The organism is Myxococcus faecalis (assembly GCF_050039385.1).
In the GTDB taxonomy this organism is placed as follows: domain Bacteria; phylum Myxococcota; class Myxococcia; order Myxococcales; family Myxococcaceae; genus Myxococcus; species Myxococcus fulvus.
Genome location: NZ_CP144336.1, coordinates 10,746,109 through 10,762,838, shown reverse-complemented (window position 1 = coordinate 10,762,838; position 16,730 = coordinate 10,746,109). Strand labels below are relative to the sequence as shown.

The following is a 16,730-nucleotide window of genomic DNA, read 5'->3' as shown; positions in this document are numbered from 1 at the left end:
ACGGCGCGCGGCGCTTCAGCTGCTCTGGGTGACGCGCACCGTGGTGTTCATCTCCCGGCCGGTGGCCGGATCCCGGGCGCGCATGGTGAGGATGCCTTCGATGTTCACGTCGAAGGTGATCTCCACCTGCACTCCGCCGGCGCGGGCCTGCTGGATGCCGGAGAAGGTGAACTCACCGAGCATGTCGTTGCGCGCCACCATCTCGTGGTCGCCCTGGAAGATGCGCATGGCCAGCTCGGTCTGGTTGTCCATGCTGGTGGTGGCGAGCAGCTGCTTGGCGTTGGGGATGGGCGCGTTGCGCGGGAAGACGACGTGGAACGCGCCGCCGGCCTTCTCCAGGCCGATGGCCATGGGAATCACGTCGAGCAGCTGGATGCGCAGGTTGGTGTCGTCCTGGAGCGAGTGCGCGTAGAGCGCCGCGCCGATGGCGACCGCCTCGTCCGGATGCACGGCCTTGCTGGGCGCCTTGCCGAAGAACTTGGTCAGCCGGTCCTGCACGATGGGCATGCGCGTCTGGCCGCCGACCAGCATCACCTGGTCCACGTCCTTGGTGGACAGCCCCGAGTCCACCAGCACGCGCGCCACCATCTGCAGGGTGCGGTCGACGAGGTGGTTGGTGAGCTGCTCCAGCATCTTGCGCGTGAACTTCATCTCGATGTTCAGGGGCTGGCCCTGCGACGTCATCGTGATGAAGGGGATGTTGAAGGGCACCTCGTCGCGCGCGGACAAATCAATCTTCGTGCGCTCGGCCAGGTCCTTGATGCGCTGCATGGCCACCGGGTCCGTGGCCAGGTCGATGCCCGTCTTGGCCGCGAAGTCCTTGAGGACGTGGTGGATGATGGCGTTGTCGAAGTCGATGCCGCCCAGGAACACGTCGCCGCCGGTGGACTTCACCTCGAAGACGCGCTCGCGGATCTCGATGATGGAGACGTCGAAGGTGCCGCCGCCCAGGTCGTAGATGACGACCTTCTCCTTGAGGCCCTTGCCCACGCCGTACGCGAGCGCCGCCGCGGTGGGCTCGTTGATGATGCGCACGACCTCCAGGTCGATGAGCTTGCCCGCGTCCTTCACCGACTGGCGCTGCCGGTCGTTGAAGTAGGCGGGCACCGTCACCACCGCCCGCTTGATGGGCATCTTCAGGTAGTTGGACGCGACCTCGCGAATCTTGCCGAGGATCTTCGCGCTCACTTCCTGGAGCGTGAACTCACGCTTGCCGACGTCCAGCGTGACGTCGTTCTTCTTGCCGGGGCGCATGTTGTACGCCACGACCTTCTTCATCGTCTCGACGACGTCGCTGCCGAAAGGACGGCCCACCAGACGCTTGGCGCCGTAGACGGTGTTGCGCGGGTTGAGCTGCCACTGGCGCTTGGCCTCGTAGCCGATGAGCTCGTTCCCCTTGTCATCAATCGCGAAGATGGAGGGGATGGTGTACTCACCGCCCTTGTAGGGGATGAGCTTGACGTTCCCGCTGTCCTCGACAATCGCCGCGCACGAGTTGGTCGTGCCGAGGTCGATGCCGATGATGGGCTCCTTGTGCATCGTGTCTGGGCTCCGGGTGGCCACCGAAGAGAAAGGCTGGACCGTAGCGCACCCCGGCCCACCACGCGAGTAAGCTGACACCCACCTGCGACAAAGCCCTGCAACCCCGCACCATGTCGGGCGAAAAGTCCACCTGGGCTACTCTCCCCCCTGGAGGACAGCCGACGGCCCGAGCACGTGGGGTGGACGACACGGCGCCAAAGGGCCCTGGACTTTCCGGAGGGCGGGCGGGAAAGGTCGAGGAGCAGAGGACGGCCTGCGGCCCGCCGGCGCCGTGGCTAGATCAACGGACCTGGACGACGACGAGGAGAGCCACGTGGACGCGAAGGGGTATCTGCAGGAAGTGGGCTCGCAGGTGAACGCCGACTTCGTCAAGAACCGTTCGATCCTGTCCTTCGAGGAGTACCTGTCGCTCTTCCTGAACGACCCCAAGGCCCAGGCGCGCAACGCGGCGCAGTACCTGCGGGACGTGATGGACCACTTCGGGACGGAGACGGTGCCGCACCCGACGGGGAGCATCCGGCGCTTCAAGGTGTTCGATGCGCAGCACAACGAGCGCGACGGGCGGGTGGCGGGGCAGGAGGAGGTGCAGAACGCCATCTACCGGGTGCTCGGCAACTTCGTGCGCGCCGGCCGCATCAACAAGCTCATCTTCCTGCACGGCCCCAACGGCAGCGCCAAGTCCTCGCTGGTCAACGCGCTCAAGTCGGGCATGGAGACGTACTCGCGCCTGCCGCAGGGGGCGCTGTACCGCATCGCCTGGGTGTTCCCCTCGGAGAAGCTCATCAAGGGCTCCATCGGCTTCGGGGAGCGGGCGAGCACCGGGGACGGGGAGCTGACGACCTTCGCGCACCTGGACGCGGAGTCCATCGACCTGCGCATGCCCTGCGAGCTCAGGGACCATCCGCTCTTCGCCATGCCCGCGGTGGACCGGCGCAAGGTGCTGGAGACGGCGCTCAAGAAGAAGGGGCTGGGCAACGGGGACGGGGAGACGGGGGACTTCATCCTCTCCGACTACGTGCGCGACGGCGAGCTGTGCTCCAAGTGCCGGCGCATCTACACGGCGCTGCTCAACTCGTACAACGGCGACTGGCTGAAGGTGATGCGCCACGTCCAGGTGGAGCGCTTCTACGTGTCGCGGCGCTACCAGGTGGCCACGGTGACGGTGGAGCCGCAGATGAGCGTGGACGCGGTGGTGCAGCAGCTCACCGCGGACCGCACCCAGCTCAACGTGCCCGCGCCCCTGCACAGCACGGTGCTCTTCGAGCCGCACGGCCCGCTGGTGCACGCCAACCGCGGGCTCATCGAGTACGCGGACCTGCTCAAGCGGCCGCTGGAGGCCTTCAAGTACCTCCTGGGCTTCAGCGAGACGAGCGAGGTGCCGCTCGAGCCGTTCGTCCTCCAGTTGGACGAGGTGCTCATCGCGTCCTCGAACGAGAAGCACCTGGGCGCGTTCAAGGAGCTGCCGGACTTCGCGTCGTTCAAGGGCCGCATCGAGCTGGTGCGCGTGCCGTACCTGCGCCGCTACCGCACCGAGCAGCAGATCTACGACGCGCAGGTGTCCGCGACGACGGTGGGCAAGCACGTGGCGCCGCACGCGACGGCGGTGGCCGCGATGTGGGCGGTGCTCACGCGGCTCAAGAAGCCGATCCCGGACCGCTACCCCGGCGACGTGAAGGAGCTCATCGACCACGTCACGCCGGTGGAGAAGCTGCACCTGTACGAGGAGGGCGCGCCGCCGGACCGGCTCAGCCTGGCCAACACCAAGGAGCTGCGCAAGCTGCGCGAGGAGCTCTTCACCGAGTCGGACGCGTACCCCAACTACGAGGGGCGCATGGGCGCCAGCGCGCGGGAGATCAAGACGGCGCTGTTCAACGCCGCGCAGAACCCCGACTACAAGTGCCTCAACGCGCTCGCGGTGCTGGAGGAGCTGGAGGCCATCTGCAAGGACAAGAGTGTCTACGAGTTCCTGCTCCAGGAGGTGGTGGACGGCTACCACGACCACGAGGCCTTCGTGCGCGTGGCGGAGGCCGAGTACCTGGACCGCGTGGACACCGAGGTGCGCGAGTCCATGGGCCTGGTGTCCGAGGGCCAATACCGGGAGCTGGTGGAGCGCTACATCCAGAGCGTGAGCCACTGGGTGCGTGGCGAGAAGATGCGCAACCGCGTCACGGGCGAGATGGAGAAGCCGGACGAGCAGCGCATGCAGGAGGTGGAGGCCATCGTCATGCCCCGGGGCGAGGAGGTGGCGGACTTCCGTCGGGGGCTCATCGCCTCCATCGGCGCCCACCGGCTGGACAACCCGGACGTGGTGATGGACTACGCGCGCGTGTTCCCGGACATGTTCAAGCGCCTGAGGGACCACTACTTCGAGGAGCGCAAGCGCGTCTTGCGCAAGAACAAGGAGAACGTCCTCAAGTACCTCTCCGAGGACCGGGCGCAGCTGACGTCGCGCGAGCAGACGCAGGTGCAGAGCACGCTCAAGACGATGGCGGAGCGCTACGGCTACTGCGAGCACTGCGCGAAGGACGCCATCCTGTTCCTGATGAAGAAGCGCTACGCATGAGGAGCGGGCGAGCGGGCTGACGGGGCCTGCTCGGGCGCCTGCTTTCCATTGGTAAGCGGGCTCGGGAAGATGGGGGCGTCGAGCGAGTTCGCAGTCCCACGCGCCATCCTTCATCCCGGAGAGTCGATGACCCGCTTCCTCCTGGGCGCCCCCGTCGCCCTGCTCGCCCTCGCGTCGTGTGCCGGCGCCTCGTCGCCCCACGCGAGCGCCCCCGCGCCCAAGGCCCCTGCCGAGGTCGTGCGCGTGGTGGCGATGCCCGAGCCCGCGCGGCCGACGCGCAAGGAGATGGTGCGCCGCATCCTCCCGCACAACGTGCGGCTGCAGATCGCCGAGGGGGACAACGTGCGTCGCACCGCGTCCGGCGTGGTCGTGGGCTCGGAGCGGAGCGAGGACGGCGTGGTGGCGTGGGTGGTGACCAACGCGCACGCGGTGGTGATGGAGGACCTGAAGGCCCCGGAGCTGCGCGTGCTGGTGGACCGGCGCGGGGACGTGGAGACGCACGTGGGGCAGGTGGTGGCGCGCGGCAAGGTGCCGGAGATGGACCTGGCGCTGCTTCGCGTGCCGGGGCTGGGGCTGCCCGCGGTGGAGCTGGCGGAGGAGGCCGAGCTGGAGCTGGGCGAGGACGTCGTCGTGGCGGCGTCTCCGTTCGGCCGCGCGCTGTCGTTGTCCGGCGGCATGTTGTCCCAGGTGGAGTGGGACCGGGAGTCGCGGCGGCCGAAGCTGGTGAAGACCGACGCGCCCATCGGCTACGGGGCGTCGGGTGGCGGCATCTTCAGCCTGGAGACGGGCCGGCTGCTCGCCATCGTGGAGGGCTACCGCACCGCGCAGGTGGGCTTCGAGGTGCAGCAGGAGAGCTTCAGCTTCGATGTGCCCATGCCCGGCGAGACGTTCGCCGCGCCGAGCACCAAGGTGCGCCAGTTCCTCAAGGCCCAGGGCTTTGGCCGGCTGCTCGAGCGCAGCCTGCCTGGTGAGGGAGGCGTCGCTCACGCCGCGGGTCGCTGACCCGCCTTTTTGTCGACAGGCGCCCCGTCCGCGCTACATCCGTCCCGCTCTTTTTCGCGTCACCAGGAGGCGAGCGCATGTCCGGACGGGTTTCGTGGGATCAGTACTTCATGGACATCGCGAAGCAGGTGGCCACCCGGGCCACGTGTGATCGCAAGCACGTGGGCGCCGTCATCGTCCGGGGCCGCACCATCCTGTCCACCGGCTACAACGGCTCCATCCGCGGGCTGCCCCACTGCGACGACGTGGGGCACATGATGGAGAACGGACACTGCGTGGCCACGGTGCACGCGGAGGCCAACGCCATCATCCAGGCGGCCACCAACGGCGTGGGCATCGACGGGGCGACCATCTACACCACCGCCAGCCCCTGCTGGCCGTGCTTCAAGCTGATCGCCAACGCGGGGCTGGTGCGCATCGTCTTCGGGGAGTTCTACCGGGACCCCCGCATCTTCGAGGTCGCCACCCGGCTCAACCTGGAGCTGGTGGGCCTGGGCGAGGCCTCGCGCCCGCCCGCGTCGTCGACCTGAGCGGGAAACCCCCGACTCACGCGGACGGAAGCGCCACGGGAAACGTCGCCCGGAGAACACTCGGGAGCCTGCGCAAGTAGGCGTCGCTACACGGGAATTTGCCGGTTCCGGCAAGAATTACCGACCCAGGGTTGACGTTGTGGAACACGCTCCCTAACTCTTGGCCGCGGTGGGGTGGCGGCGGGGGAGGGAGACGAAAAACCCGAGGAGTTTCCGTTGGTTAGCTCGACGGCTGTGTCCAGCAGCATGGTGCGTGTCCAGGAGTCGACGGATCCGGTGGTGGGCGCTGCCCGCTACGGCGCCGTGCAGACGCTGATGGACAGCCTGCTGCACGACGTCCGCAACCCGCTCAACGCGATGGCCATCCATCTGGAGGTGCTGTCGGAGAAGCTGAAGGCGGAGACGGGGCAGGTGCCCCCGTCGCAGGAGAAGAACCTCAAGGCGCTGCGCGAGCAGATCCAGCGCGTGGACGGCATCCTGCGGCAGTTCTCCGACTTCATCGTGTCCAAGGGCGGCGCGGCGGGCGAGGTGGACCTGTCGGACGCGACGACGCGGGCGATGAGCGTGGTGGCGCACGAGGGCCGCAAGCGTCGCGCCACGATGCAGGTGGCCGTGGAGGCAGGGGTGCGGGTGCGCCTCTCGGACACCTCGGAGCTCGGTTTCTTCGTCATCCAGGCGCTGCTGCGGGGAGTCCGGCGGGCGGAAGGTGGGGGTTCGGTGCGCGTGACGGTGCGCGCGGACGGCCCGGTGGCGGTGCTGGAGGTCGAGGACACGGGAGGGGATGGCGCGCCGGAGCTGGCGGACGCCGTGGCCGCGCTGGGGCTGCGCTGTTCGCAGCTGGGTGTGGACCTCCATGTCCGCGGCGGCTCCTGCCGTCTCATCTTTCCTCGCGCTTGAGGGCTGTACCGAGCAGCGGGCTTCTCATTCAGAGTCATCCCCAATCCGCGTCACGACGCAGTACCGGAGGTCTTCATCTTGGGTAGCGCACGAATCCTGGCCGTGGACGACGAACGCGACACGTGCGAGGCGCTGGCAGAAATGCTCGGCACCTGGGGGCACAAGGTCGAGACGGCCTTCGACGGGCACGATGCCCTGCGCAAGGCCGGCGAGTTCCGCCCGGACGTCGTCCTGTCGGACCTGGCGATGCCCGAGACGGATGGACTGTGGTTGCTGCGCAACCTCAAGGAGGAGCTGCCGGACTGCCCGGTGGTGTTCCTCACGGGGCGCGGCACCATCGACGCGGCGGTGGAGGCCATCCGCGAGGGCGCGTATGACTTCATCGTCAAGCCGCTCGACACCGCCCGCCTGAAGGTCTGCATCGACCGGGCGCTGGAGAAGAAGGAGACCCTGCGCGAGGTGCAGACGCTGCGCCGGCGGCTCAAGCAGCTGGGCTCCTCGGACCTCATCGCCCAGTCGGCGGGCATGCGCAAGGTCATCGAGCTGGTGGAGAAGGTGGCCCCGTCCAAGGCCAGCGTGTCCATCAGCGGTGAGTCCGGCACGGGCAAGGAGGTGGTGGCGCGCGCCGTCCACAACCTGTCCCTGCGCCGCGACAAGCCCTTCATCGCCATCAACTGCGCGTCGATCCCCGCCACGCTGATCGAGTCGGAGATCTTCGGCCACGAGCGCGGCGCCTTCACCGGCGCGGATCAGCGCCGCCCGGGTGTGTTCGAGCTGGCCCACGGCGGCACGCTGTTCCTGGACGAGCTGGGTGAGATCCCCATCGACCTGCAGGCGAAGCTCTTGCGCGTCCTGGAGGAGGGGCGCCTGCGCCGGCTGGGCGGCAAGGTGGAGATCGAGGTGGACGTGCGCGTCTTGTGCGCCACGAACCGCGACCTGAAGCAGGAGATCAAGAACCAGCGCTTCCGCGAGGACCTCTACTTCCGCCTCAACGTGTTCCAGATCCACCTGCCGCCCCTGCGCGAGCGGCGCGAGGACGTGCCCATCCTGGTCCAGCACTTCGTGGACAAGTTCCGGGGGGACTCGGCCAAGCGCGTGTCCGGCGTGCACCCGGAGGCCATGGAGGTCCTGAAGAACTACGAGTGGCCGGGCAACATCCGCGAGCTGCGCAACGCGGTGGAGCGCGCGGTGATCCTGTGCGACGGGGAGCTCATCACCCGCGAGCACCTGCCGCCGGACATGGCTGGCAAGGGCCCGGAGCGGCATACCTTCCGGTTGCCATTCGGGTTGAGCCTGGACGCGGTGGAGCGTGAGTACATCCTCGGCAGCCTCCAGCGCAATGGCAACAACAAGGCGCGCACGGCGGAGGTGCTCGGGGTGAGCGAGAAGACGCTCTACAACAAGCTCAACCGCTACGCGGCGGAGGCTCGCACCCAGCAGTCCGGTCCTGGAGGGCCGTTGGGCGGGCAGGGGAGCGATGGTCCGCTGAGCGCCAGCAACCTGCTGGCGCGCTGACCTGACGGGTAGGAAATCCGCTCCGGATTCCGCGCTGTTGGAGCGGCTCGGAGACGGTGCGACGGGGGCCTCGGCAGGAGGGGTCGGCAGGGGCCGACCCTCCGCGAAACCCCGCGTCAATTCTTGACTTTTGACCTCTGGACAAGGGATTCTGCGGTCGCCTCCCACCCACAGGGAGGGCCCGGCCGTACAGGTCGACGCTCCGGGCGACTCCGAAGCCTTCAACTCGGCAAATCAGGAGTGTGCATCAGGGTGCCGCCGGGGGGGCACAAGGAAGGCCACAACGCAATGAGCGACGCGCGAGTTCTTCACTTCTTCGGCGGCAAGGGCGGGGTCGGCAAGACCACGCTCGCGGCGGCGTACGCGTTGCGATTGTCGGAGGAGGCCCCGAAGGAACGGGTGTTGCTCGTCTCGCTGGACCCCGTGCGCTCCCTGTCGGATCTGCTCAAGAAGAAGCTCGGCGCGAAGCCGACGAAGCTCGTCGCCGGCAAGGGCGAGGGCGGCGTCTGGGGCCTGGAGCTGGAGCCCGCCGCGCTGCTCAAGCCCTTCCTCGCGGAGTACCTGCCCGCGCTGAAGAAGGCCGCGGTCAAGGGCACGCACTTCACCGAGGAGGAGCTGGGCTCGCTGTACCAGCAGGCCATCCCCGGGCTGGAGGAACTGGTGGCGCTCTTCCATGTCGTGGCGCTGATCGACGACAAGGATTTCGACCGGATCATCGTGGACGCCTCGCCCACGTCGCACACCCTGCGGCTGTTCGATCTGCCGGTGGGGCTGCGCAAGTTCCTGGGCCTGGTGCGCGCCGGTGAGAAGCCGGCCGCGGCGACGGGCAAGGGCAAGAAGGCGCAGGAGGCCGCGGCCGCGGAGCCGGGCTACCTGGAGGCGCTGGGCCAGAAGGCGGAGAAGCTGCTGGCGCTCTTGAAGGACCCCGCGCGCACGGCCTTCCACCTGACGGCGCTGGCGGAGCCGGTCCCCGAGGCGCAGACGCGCATGCTCTTCACGCAGCTGCGCGAGCGCGGGCTGCCGGTGACGGAGATCGTCGTCAACCAGGTGGAGGACCGCGAGGGTTGCCCCGCGTGTCAGGGCCGCCGGGGACTGCAGGCGCCGCACGTGCGCAAGTTCCAGGCGCTGGACAAGACGGTGCCGGTCCACCTGCTGGGTCGCCGCGAGGTGGCGCCGCGCGGGCTGGACGGCGTGGGTCTGTTCGCCAAGGCGTGGGCGGGTGGCAAGGAGACGAAGGCGCTGGAGTTCGCCGCCGCGGAGGGCCCTCCGGCCCTGGTGCGCGCGCCGTCCATGCCGCCCATCGCCGCGCCGCCGCTGCCTCCCACGCGGCTCATCTTCTTCGTGGGCCAGGGCGGCGTGGGCAAGAGCTCCTGCGCGGCCGCGGCCGCCGTGACGCTGACGGAGAAGGAGGGGCCGGTGCTCCTCATCTCCACGGACCCCGCGCACTCGCTGTCGGACGTGCTGCAGAGCCGGCTGACGGACACCGAGACGCAGGTGAAGGGCACCAAGGGCCTGTACGCGCGCGAGCTGGACATGGCGGGCTGGTTCAACGCCCTGCGCAAGCGGCTCAAGGAGAAGGCGGAGAAGGCCTTCGAGGGCGCGCCCAAGGCGGGCAGCGAGGTCCCGGTGGATCTGCTGTACCTGCGCAATCTCCTGGAGTGCGCGCCCCCGGGCATCGACGAGCTGGCGGCGATGAGCGTGCTGACGGACGCGCTGGTGCAGGAGCGGTTCAAGCGCATCGTGGTGGACTCGTCGCCGGTGGTGAACTCGGTGCGGGTGGTGGAGCTGGCGGAGACGGCCAAGACGTGGCTGGGCGCGCTGCACACCGTGCTCAACAAGCACCGCGCCAAGGGCCTGGGCGAGCTGGCGGACGACATCGCCGGGATGATCAAGCACGCCAAGCGCTTCGAGGAGGCCCTGGCGTCCCCGTCGGAGGCGCGCTTCGTGGTGGTGACGCGCGGCGAGGACCTGGCCGCGGCGCGCACCGAGCGCGTGGTGGAGTACCTGAAGGAGAAGAAGCTCCCGGTGGAGCGCATCCTCGTCAACCGCGTGGGCCCCAAGTCCACGTGTGAGAAGTGCGAGAACCGCCGCAAGCTGGAGCTCAACGCGGCGAAGGCCATCGAGAAGAAGCTGGGCCTGCCCGTCACCATGGCCCCGGCGCTCGGTCGTCACCCGGCCGGCCTGCGCGAGCTGAAGGCGTTCCGCACGGCGTGGTACGCGCTGTCGCCGCCGGCCGCGAAGATCAAGGCCGCCTGAGGGCCCACTGGGGCGGCTCTGGCGGCCTCAGGCGTCACACTCGGACGGCGCGTCGGTGAAGGTTCCCCACTGGGGGAACGTCAGCGCGCCGGTCTCGGTCAGCGTGCCCGTCACGGGCGCCTCTCCGCGCAGCCTCAGCTCCACCTGGCGCCCCTTCACGGAGTACGTGCCGGAGAGCTCCGAGCGGTGGGGCTTTCCCTCCGCGTCCACGTCGCGATTCCAGAGCGTCACGCGGCCCTGGGTGCGGAAGCGCAGGCCCCGGGTGGTGCCGTGGACACCCACGCCCGGGCCGTACCAGCTCACGTTGCGCAGAAGGAAGGGGACGTCGGCCTCCTTCTCCGGGACGCGGCCCTGCAGGCGCTGCCAGCCGAGGGTGTCCCGGATGCCGTCGAAGTCCGCGTCCTGGCGGGCGCGCGTCAGCCGGCGGGCGTCCCGCTTCACGGCCTGGGTGAGGTGCTCGACGATGACGTCCCGGTGGGCACCGTACTCGCAGACCTGGCCCTGCTTGCGGAGCACGCCCAGGGTGGCGGCGGTGTTGTAGCGGGGCAGGGCGTAGTCCGGGGCCGCTCGGACGGCGGCCTGGAACTTCTCCAGGGCCTCTGGATAGCGGCCGGCCTGGTACAGGCGGAAGCCCTCGGTGTTGAGGGCCCTTGCGGGGGCCGGGACGGGGGCGGCGCTCAGCGCGAGGACGAGCAGCGGCAGGGCATGAAGCATGGCGTCCGGAGGGGCGTGGGGTGTCCGGCACCGTGACACGGTGCGGTGCGTAAGTGCTTGCGCGTTGAAAGGTGCCATACCCTGGTGCTAGTTCCGCGCCATGGCAACCGGCATCAGTTACGCGCTCGACTTCGAGCGCCCGCTCATCGAACTGGAGAAGAAGATCGATGAGCTCAAGGCGTTGTCCACGGGTGGATCCGCGGACTTCACCTCGGAGATTTCGAAGCTCGAGAAGAAGGCGAAGAAGCTCCAGACGGAGATCTTCAGCGACCTGACGCGGTGGCAGGTGGTGCAGATGTCCCGCCACCCCGCGCGGCCCTACTTCCTGGATTACGTCCGCTTCCTCTTCACGGACTTCGTGGAGCTGTGCGGAGACCGGCACTTCGGCGAGGACCCGTCCATCGTCGGCGGTTTCGCGCGCTTCGACGGCAAGCCGGTGATGGTGATGGGGCACCAGAAGGGCCGCAACACCAAGGAGAACATGGCGCGCAACTTCGGCATGCCGCGCCCGGAGGGCTACCGCAAGGCGCGCCGGCTGATGGAGCTGGCGGAGCGCTTCGAGAAGCCCATCCTCACCTTCGTGGACACGCCGGGCGCGTACCCGGGCATCGGCGCGGAGGAGCGCGGACAGGCCGAGGCCATCGCCGTCAACCTGGAGGTGATGAGCCGGCTGCGCGTGCCCATCATCTCCACGGTGGTGGGTGAGGGCGGCTCGGGTGGTGCGCTGGCGGTCGGCGTGGGCAACCGCGTGCTGATGCTCCAGAACAGCGTCTACTCGGTCATCTCGCCGGAGGGCTGCGCCTCCATCCTCTTCCGCGACGCCAGCAAGGCGGACAAGGCGGCGGACGCGATGAAGCTGACGGCGAGCGACCTGCTCCAGATGAAGATCGTCGACGAGGTCGTGCAGGAGCCCGCGGGTGGCGCCCACCGCGATCCGGCGAAGATGGCGGAGGCCTTGGGCAAGACGCTGCGCAAGCACCTGACCCAGCTGGCCGAGCTGACGCCCGACGGCCTGGTCAAGGACCGCTACGCGAAGTTCCGCGCGCTCGGTGTGTTCTCCGGGCGCTGAGCCAGCCACCGCTCATTCGAGCCACCACTTCCAGGGCCCCGTCTCCCATGCGACCTCTCGTTCCTTCCTACGTCGAGACGCTCAAGCCGTACGTCCCGGGCAAGCCCATCGAGGAGACCGAGCGCGAGTTCGGGCTCTCCGGCGTCATCAAGCTGGCCTCCAACGAGAACCCGCTGGGGCCCTCCCCGCGGGCGCTCGAGGCGATGCGGCACGCGTCCGCCCAGGTGCACCTGTATCCGGATGCCACGTCGTTCCACCTGGTGCGCCGGCTGGCCGCGTCCCTGGGCGTGCAGCCTCAGGAAGTGGTGCTGGGCAGCGGCTCCAACGAGCTCATCGAGCTGCTCATCCGCACCTTCACCACGCCGGAGGATGAGATCCTCCTGTGCAAGAACTCGTTCGCCGCGTACCGCATCTCCGCGCAGGCCCACGGGCGGCCCTTCGTGGAGGTGCCGATGCGCGAGGGCTACCAGTACGACTTGGAGGCCATGGCGCGCGCGGTGACGCCGCGCACGCGGCTCATCTTCCTGGCCAACCCGGACAACCCCACGGGCACGGCGTTCGGCCGCGAGGCGCTGGAGAAGTTCCTGGCGGCGGTGCCGTCCGAGGTGCTGGTGGTCTACGACGAGGCCTACTTCGAGTTCGTCGACTGGCCCGAGTACGTCAGCGGGGTGGAGCTGTTCCGGCGCCACCCGAACCTGGTCGCGCTGCGCACGTTCAGCAAGATCCACGGGCTCGCCGGCATCCGGCTGGGCTACGGGGTGATGGACGCGAAGCTGGCGACGTACGTGCAGCGCACGCGCATGCCCTTCAACCTCACGGTGGTGGCGCAGGCGGCGGGGCTCGCGGCGCTCGAGGACACCGAGCACGTGAAGCGCACGCGCGAGAACAACCGGGAAGGGTTGCGCTACTTCGAGGCGGAGCTGCCCAGGCTGGGAATCACGCTCACGAAGAGCCACGCCAACTTCGTGTTCGCCGACTTCCGCCGCTCGTCCACGGAGCTGTATGAGCTGCTGTTGCGCAAGGGGGTCATCGTCCGGCCGTTCGCGGGCGGCGGCTTCCCGACCTGCCTGCGCATCTCGGTGGGCACCGCGTCGGAGAACGAGCGCTGTGTGCGCGCGCTGAAGGAGGTGCTCGCGTGACGGGCGCTCGCTGCTTCATCGTCGCCATCGACGGTCCCGCGGGCGCGGGCAAGTCCACGGTGTCCAAGCTGCTGGCGCGCCGGCTCGGGTTCAGCCTGGTGGACACGGGCGCCATCTATCGCTGCGTGGCGCTGCTCGCGCGGCGTGAGCGCATCGCCTACGACGACGACGCCCGCCTGGGCGAACTGCTCGGCCGCGTGCACATCCACTTCCAGGTGGTGGGTGAGGAGAACCGCGTGTTCCTCGGCGACGAGGACGTGTCCGGGGAGATCCGCTCGCCGGAGATCTCCATGGCCGCCTCGCAGGTGTCGGGCCGCCCGGTGGTGCGCGCGGGGCTGCTTCAACTGCAGCGGCGGCTCGCGCTCGAGTCGAGCAAGGGCTCCATCCTGGAGGGGCGCGACATCGGCACGGTGGTGTTCCCGGACGCGGACGCCAAGTTCTTCCTGGAGGCCAGCCCCGAGGTGCGCGCGCGTCGTCGCTTCGAGGAGCTGTTCCAGAAGGGCGTGGAGAGCAGCCTGGGCGACGTGCTCGCGGACCAGACCAAGCGCGACAAGGACGACTCCGCGCGCGCGGTGGCCCCGCTGAAGGCCGCGGATGACGCCGTCCGCGTGGACTCCAGCAGCCTCCCGCTGTCGGAGGTCGTCCACAACATGGAGGCGGAGATCCTCCGCCGCATGGCCGCGCGAGGGTAGGGGACGGGCCCGGAGCGACGGGCCCGCCGCCGCTCGACTTCTAGAAGGTGACGCCCTCCTTCGAGGGGGCGGGCACCACGAGCGACAGCCGGGGCTGCTGGGTTCCCTGGGCGCCGTAGAAGCCGTGGTAGAGGAACAGGTCCGCCACCACCTGCTTCACGTAGCCGCGCGTCTCGCGGAACGGGATGGACTCCACGAAGAGGTCCAACGGCAGGTCACCGCGCTCCTGGGCCCACTTCGCCGCGGCGGTGGGGCCCGCGTTGTAGGCGGCGGCCGCGAGCACCGGATGCGCGAAGCGCTCCATCAGCCGTGACAGATACCAGGCCCCGTAGCGGATGTTGCGCTCGGGCGAGAAGAGGTCCGCCGGCGCGGGAGCCGGCTCGGCGAGCTTCTGCGCGATCTCCGTCGCCGTCTTCGGAATGATCTGCATCAGCCCGCGCGCGTCCGCCGCGCTCATCACCTCGGGCTTGAACGCGCTCTCGCGGCGCATGATGGCCCAGACGAGGAACGGGTCGACCTTGTGCGCGGTCGCTGCCTGCTCCACGGCGTTGGAGAACGCGCGGGGGTAGAATGCCGCCAGCGCGTCCGGCTCGCGCGAGCCGAAGGCCCGGCCCCACAGGTGTCGCGCCGCCACGGTGTGCGCGTGGCCGAACTCGCCCAGGCTCAAGAGCGCGTGCGCGAACGGCAGCGCCTGGTCCGCCGAGCGCAGCCTCGCCACGTGGGTCTCCACCTCGTCCGTCGCGTCCCGGAAGAGCCCCGCGCGCGTCAGCTCCACCGCGAGCGCCAGCTCGGGAGGCCGTGGCAGCTCCAGCGCCAGGGGCGGCTTGGGGAAGCGCGCCGGAGCCGGCCGTCCCAACTCCTGGAGCCGCTCCGAGGCGAGCAGCGCGTAGAACGACGCCGGAGACGAGGCGATGAGCCGCTCGTACTCCGGCCCCACCACGTCCGCCGTGGCGCCGCCCAGTTCCTGACTGCGCGCCATCCAGTAGCGGGCCTGGGGCGCGAGGCTTCCTCGGGGATAGGCCGTCACCAGCGCGTCCAGCGCCTCGCGCGCCTTGGCGTAGTCCGCGAGCCGCAGATACGCGAGCGCGCGGAACCACATGCCCTCGTCCCGACGGCGCGAGCGCGTGTAGCGGTCCGCGTGCGAGGTGAAGGACTTCGCGGCCTCCTCGAAGCGGCCCGCCTGTAGATCCAACCAGCCCGCGAAGAAGGCGCCTTCCTCACCCGCCGACTGCGCCGCGTACTTCTTGGCCAGGCCCGCCATCAGCTCCCGGGCCCTGTCGTTGTCATCCGCCCGCAGGGCCCGCCGCGCGACGACCAGCTCCGCCTCCGCGGCCGTCTCCGCAGAGCCCTTGCGCGCCAGCGCCAGCGCCTTGTGCGCCTCCACATCCCGCTTCTGCGCGAACAGACCCTTGGCCCTCAGGAGCGACACCTTCGCCGACTGTTCCTTGCTGAGCTTCTCACCCGCGAGCGCGTCCAGCTCCGCCAGCGCCCGCTGCGAGGCACCTCCGGACAGGAAGCCCTCGGCCCGTCGCGAGCGCTCGGCGAAACCCAGGCGCACCGCCGGGCGACGCTCGGAGAGCGCCTTCAACGCGTCATCGGCATACGGGTGTGTGGGAAAGCGCAGCGCGACCTCCAGCAGGTCCGCCTGCTGGCCCGCGCGGTTGCCCGACTCGCCCCGCGCCTGCGCCCGCTGGAACAGCAGCTCCGGCGTGGGCGTGGCCTTCACCGCCGACTCGAGCACCCCCACCGCCTGCTTCGCCTTGCCCGCCTTGAGCAGGGCTTCCCCCAGCCGGGCCCGCGCGCGGGTCACCAGGTCCAGCGGCGCCCCCGGGAACTCCAGCACGCGCGCGAAGTCGAGCGCGGCGCCCGGTGCGTCCCCGGCGTAGAAGCGGGCCTGGCCCAGGTAGAAGGCGCGGTAGGGCTCCAGCAGGGCGGGGGCGGGGTTGGCCGCCAGCATGTCCCGGGCCTCGGCCGCGCGTCCCTCGGAGAGGGCCAGCGTGCCCGCCAGGAGGCCCAGCCGTCCCGCATCCGCGCAGCGCTTCGCCGCGCACTCGGTCCACTCCCGCTCGGCCAGGGAGGTCGCGTCCGCCTGGTGAAGCCGTACGGCCTCCAGGGTTGTCGGGGATTGTCCGAGGGAAACCCCCAGTGCACACCCCGCGACCATCCCCATCCAGCTCATGTGGTTCTTCCTTTCACGACGCGGCTTTGCGACCAGCCAACGAGATGCATCCGTCAGGCATTCCCCTCTCACACCAGGGGGGTGGTTTGACAGCCGGCCCGACAAGTCCTAAATCCGCGCGCCATCGGGCCGGTCCGAACTGTTCTTCATCCGCAGCATTCGCTGAAAGCGTTCAGGCGATTACGTGCTCTTGGGTCCGCCGAGTGGACCCATTGCGTCACCCGGGGTGCATCACTACGTTGCGCGGCCGTTGCGCGCTACCCCGGTCCGTCGAAGCCTGGCGGGACCTGTCGTCCGGTAACACTGCTCGTTCACAGCGCTCGGGGGGGAAACAGCACAGAGGGAGGGCTCCATGAAGCCGTGTCCAGCCGATCTGCCGCAAACCATCAATCCCGAGGCCGGGCCGAAGCGTGCCGGCGTCGAGACGCATCGCAATCTGAATTGCCATCAGTACGACAACTGCCTGGATGAGGCGGTGCGTCGTGGGTGGCAGTCCTTCACCTGCATGAAGTGCCCGATGTACCAGCACGTCGCGCCCCCGCAGATGGGGCTCGAGGCGTACGCCACCCAGCGTCGCCCCGTCTGATGCCGCACCGGAGTCGCTTCACCGTGTGAGGGGATGCCCCGTTATG

13 protein-coding genes are annotated in these 16,730 nt (G+C 69.4%); 10 read left to right on the top strand and 3 right to left on the bottom strand.

Annotated elements, in window-relative coordinates; translation table 11 throughout:
• Positions 1-15: 15 nt before the first annotated feature.
• Positions 16-1,539, bottom strand: coding sequence for an Hsp70 family protein (locus tag VZQ01_RS42530; RefSeq protein WP_141323915.1), 1,524 nt, complete (start codon positions 1,537-1,539; stop codon positions 16-18).
• A 316-nt stretch (positions 1,540-1,855) separates the two neighbouring features.
• Here VZQ01_RS42530 and VZQ01_RS42525 point away from each other — a divergent pair, with 316 nt between their 5' ends.
• The 6 genes from VZQ01_RS42525 (at position 1,856) to VZQ01_RS42500 (ending at position 10,305) form a co-directional block, all read left to right on the top strand.
• Entirely contained in the window at positions 1,856-4,105 is a 2,250-nt protein-coding gene (locus VZQ01_RS42525) for a PrkA family serine protein kinase (protein WP_223750033.1), read from the top strand.
• A gap of 126 nt (positions 4,106-4,231) precedes the next feature.
• Positions 4,232-5,107, top strand: a complete 876-nt coding sequence (locus VZQ01_RS42520) for a S1 family peptidase (RefSeq protein WP_223749918.1) — start codon at positions 4,232-4,234, stop codon at positions 5,105-5,107.
• 77 nt (positions 5,108-5,184) lie between these two features.
• Positions 5,185-5,637, top strand: a complete 453-nt coding sequence (locus tag VZQ01_RS42515) for a deoxycytidylate deaminase (RefSeq protein ID WP_046713582.1) — start codon at positions 5,185-5,187, stop codon at positions 5,635-5,637.
• Positions 5,638-5,883: 246 nt separating this feature from the next.
• Positions 5,884-6,534: a sensor histidine kinase gene (locus VZQ01_RS42510; protein ID WP_083560397.1), complete on the top strand. Its 651-nt coding sequence runs from the start codon at positions 5,884-5,886 to the stop codon at positions 6,532-6,534.
• A gap of 78 nt (positions 6,535-6,612) precedes the next feature.
• Positions 6,613-8,049 carry an enhancer binding protein Nla6 gene (gene nla6, locus VZQ01_RS42505; protein ID WP_267696325.1) on the top strand — a complete coding sequence of 479 codons (1,437 nt, stop codon included), beginning with the start codon at positions 6,613-6,615 and terminating at the stop codon, positions 8,047-8,049.
• A 288-nt stretch (positions 8,050-8,337) separates the two neighbouring features.
• Positions 8,338-10,305, top strand: coding sequence for an ArsA family ATPase (locus VZQ01_RS42500; RefSeq protein ID WP_426746505.1), 1,968 nt, complete (start codon positions 8,338-8,340; stop codon positions 10,303-10,305).
• A 27-nt stretch (positions 10,306-10,332) separates the two neighbouring features.
• Here the strand turns inward: VZQ01_RS42500 and VZQ01_RS42495 are convergent, their stop codons facing one another.
• Positions 10,333-11,019, bottom strand: a complete 687-nt coding sequence (locus tag VZQ01_RS42495; protein WP_370640405.1) for a tetratricopeptide repeat protein — start codon at positions 11,017-11,019, stop codon at positions 10,333-10,335.
• 100 nt (positions 11,020-11,119) lie between these two features.
• Here VZQ01_RS42495 and VZQ01_RS42490 point away from each other — a divergent pair, with 100 nt between their 5' ends.
• The 3 genes from VZQ01_RS42490 to cmk are packed head-to-tail and all read left to right on the top strand — an operon-like array spanning position 11,120 to position 13,919.
• On the top strand, positions 11,120-12,088 hold the full coding sequence (locus VZQ01_RS42490; protein WP_141323911.1) for an acetyl-CoA carboxylase carboxyltransferase subunit alpha: 969 nt from the start codon (positions 11,120-11,122) through the stop codon (positions 12,086-12,088).
• Between the two features lie 47 nt (positions 12,089-12,135).
• Positions 12,136-13,227 carry a histidinol-phosphate transaminase gene (gene hisC / locus VZQ01_RS42485; RefSeq protein ID WP_223749914.1) on the top strand — a complete coding sequence of 364 codons (1,092 nt, stop codon included), beginning with the start codon at positions 12,136-12,138 and terminating at the stop codon, positions 13,225-13,227.
• Positions 13,224-13,919, top strand: coding sequence for a (d)CMP kinase (cmk, locus tag VZQ01_RS42480; protein ID WP_223784443.1), 696 nt, complete (start codon positions 13,224-13,226; stop codon positions 13,917-13,919). Before hisC ends, cmk begins: the two co-directional genes overlap by 4 nt.
• 40 nt (positions 13,920-13,959) lie before the next feature.
• On the opposite strand, the gene VZQ01_RS42475 is transcribed toward cmk, so the two are convergent.
• Positions 13,960-16,098 (bottom strand): lytic transglycosylase domain-containing protein, encoded by a 2,139-nt coding sequence (locus tag VZQ01_RS42475; RefSeq protein ID WP_426746504.1) that lies wholly within the window; start codon positions 16,096-16,098, stop codon positions 13,960-13,962.
• Positions 16,099-16,450: 352 nt separating this feature from the next.
• Here VZQ01_RS42475 and VZQ01_RS42470 point away from each other — a divergent pair, with 352 nt between their 5' ends.
• Positions 16,451-16,684, top strand: a complete 234-nt coding sequence (locus VZQ01_RS42470; protein ID WP_046713590.1) for a hypothetical protein — start codon at positions 16,451-16,453, stop codon at positions 16,682-16,684.
• The last annotated feature ends 46 nt before the right edge of the window (positions 16,685-16,730 follow it).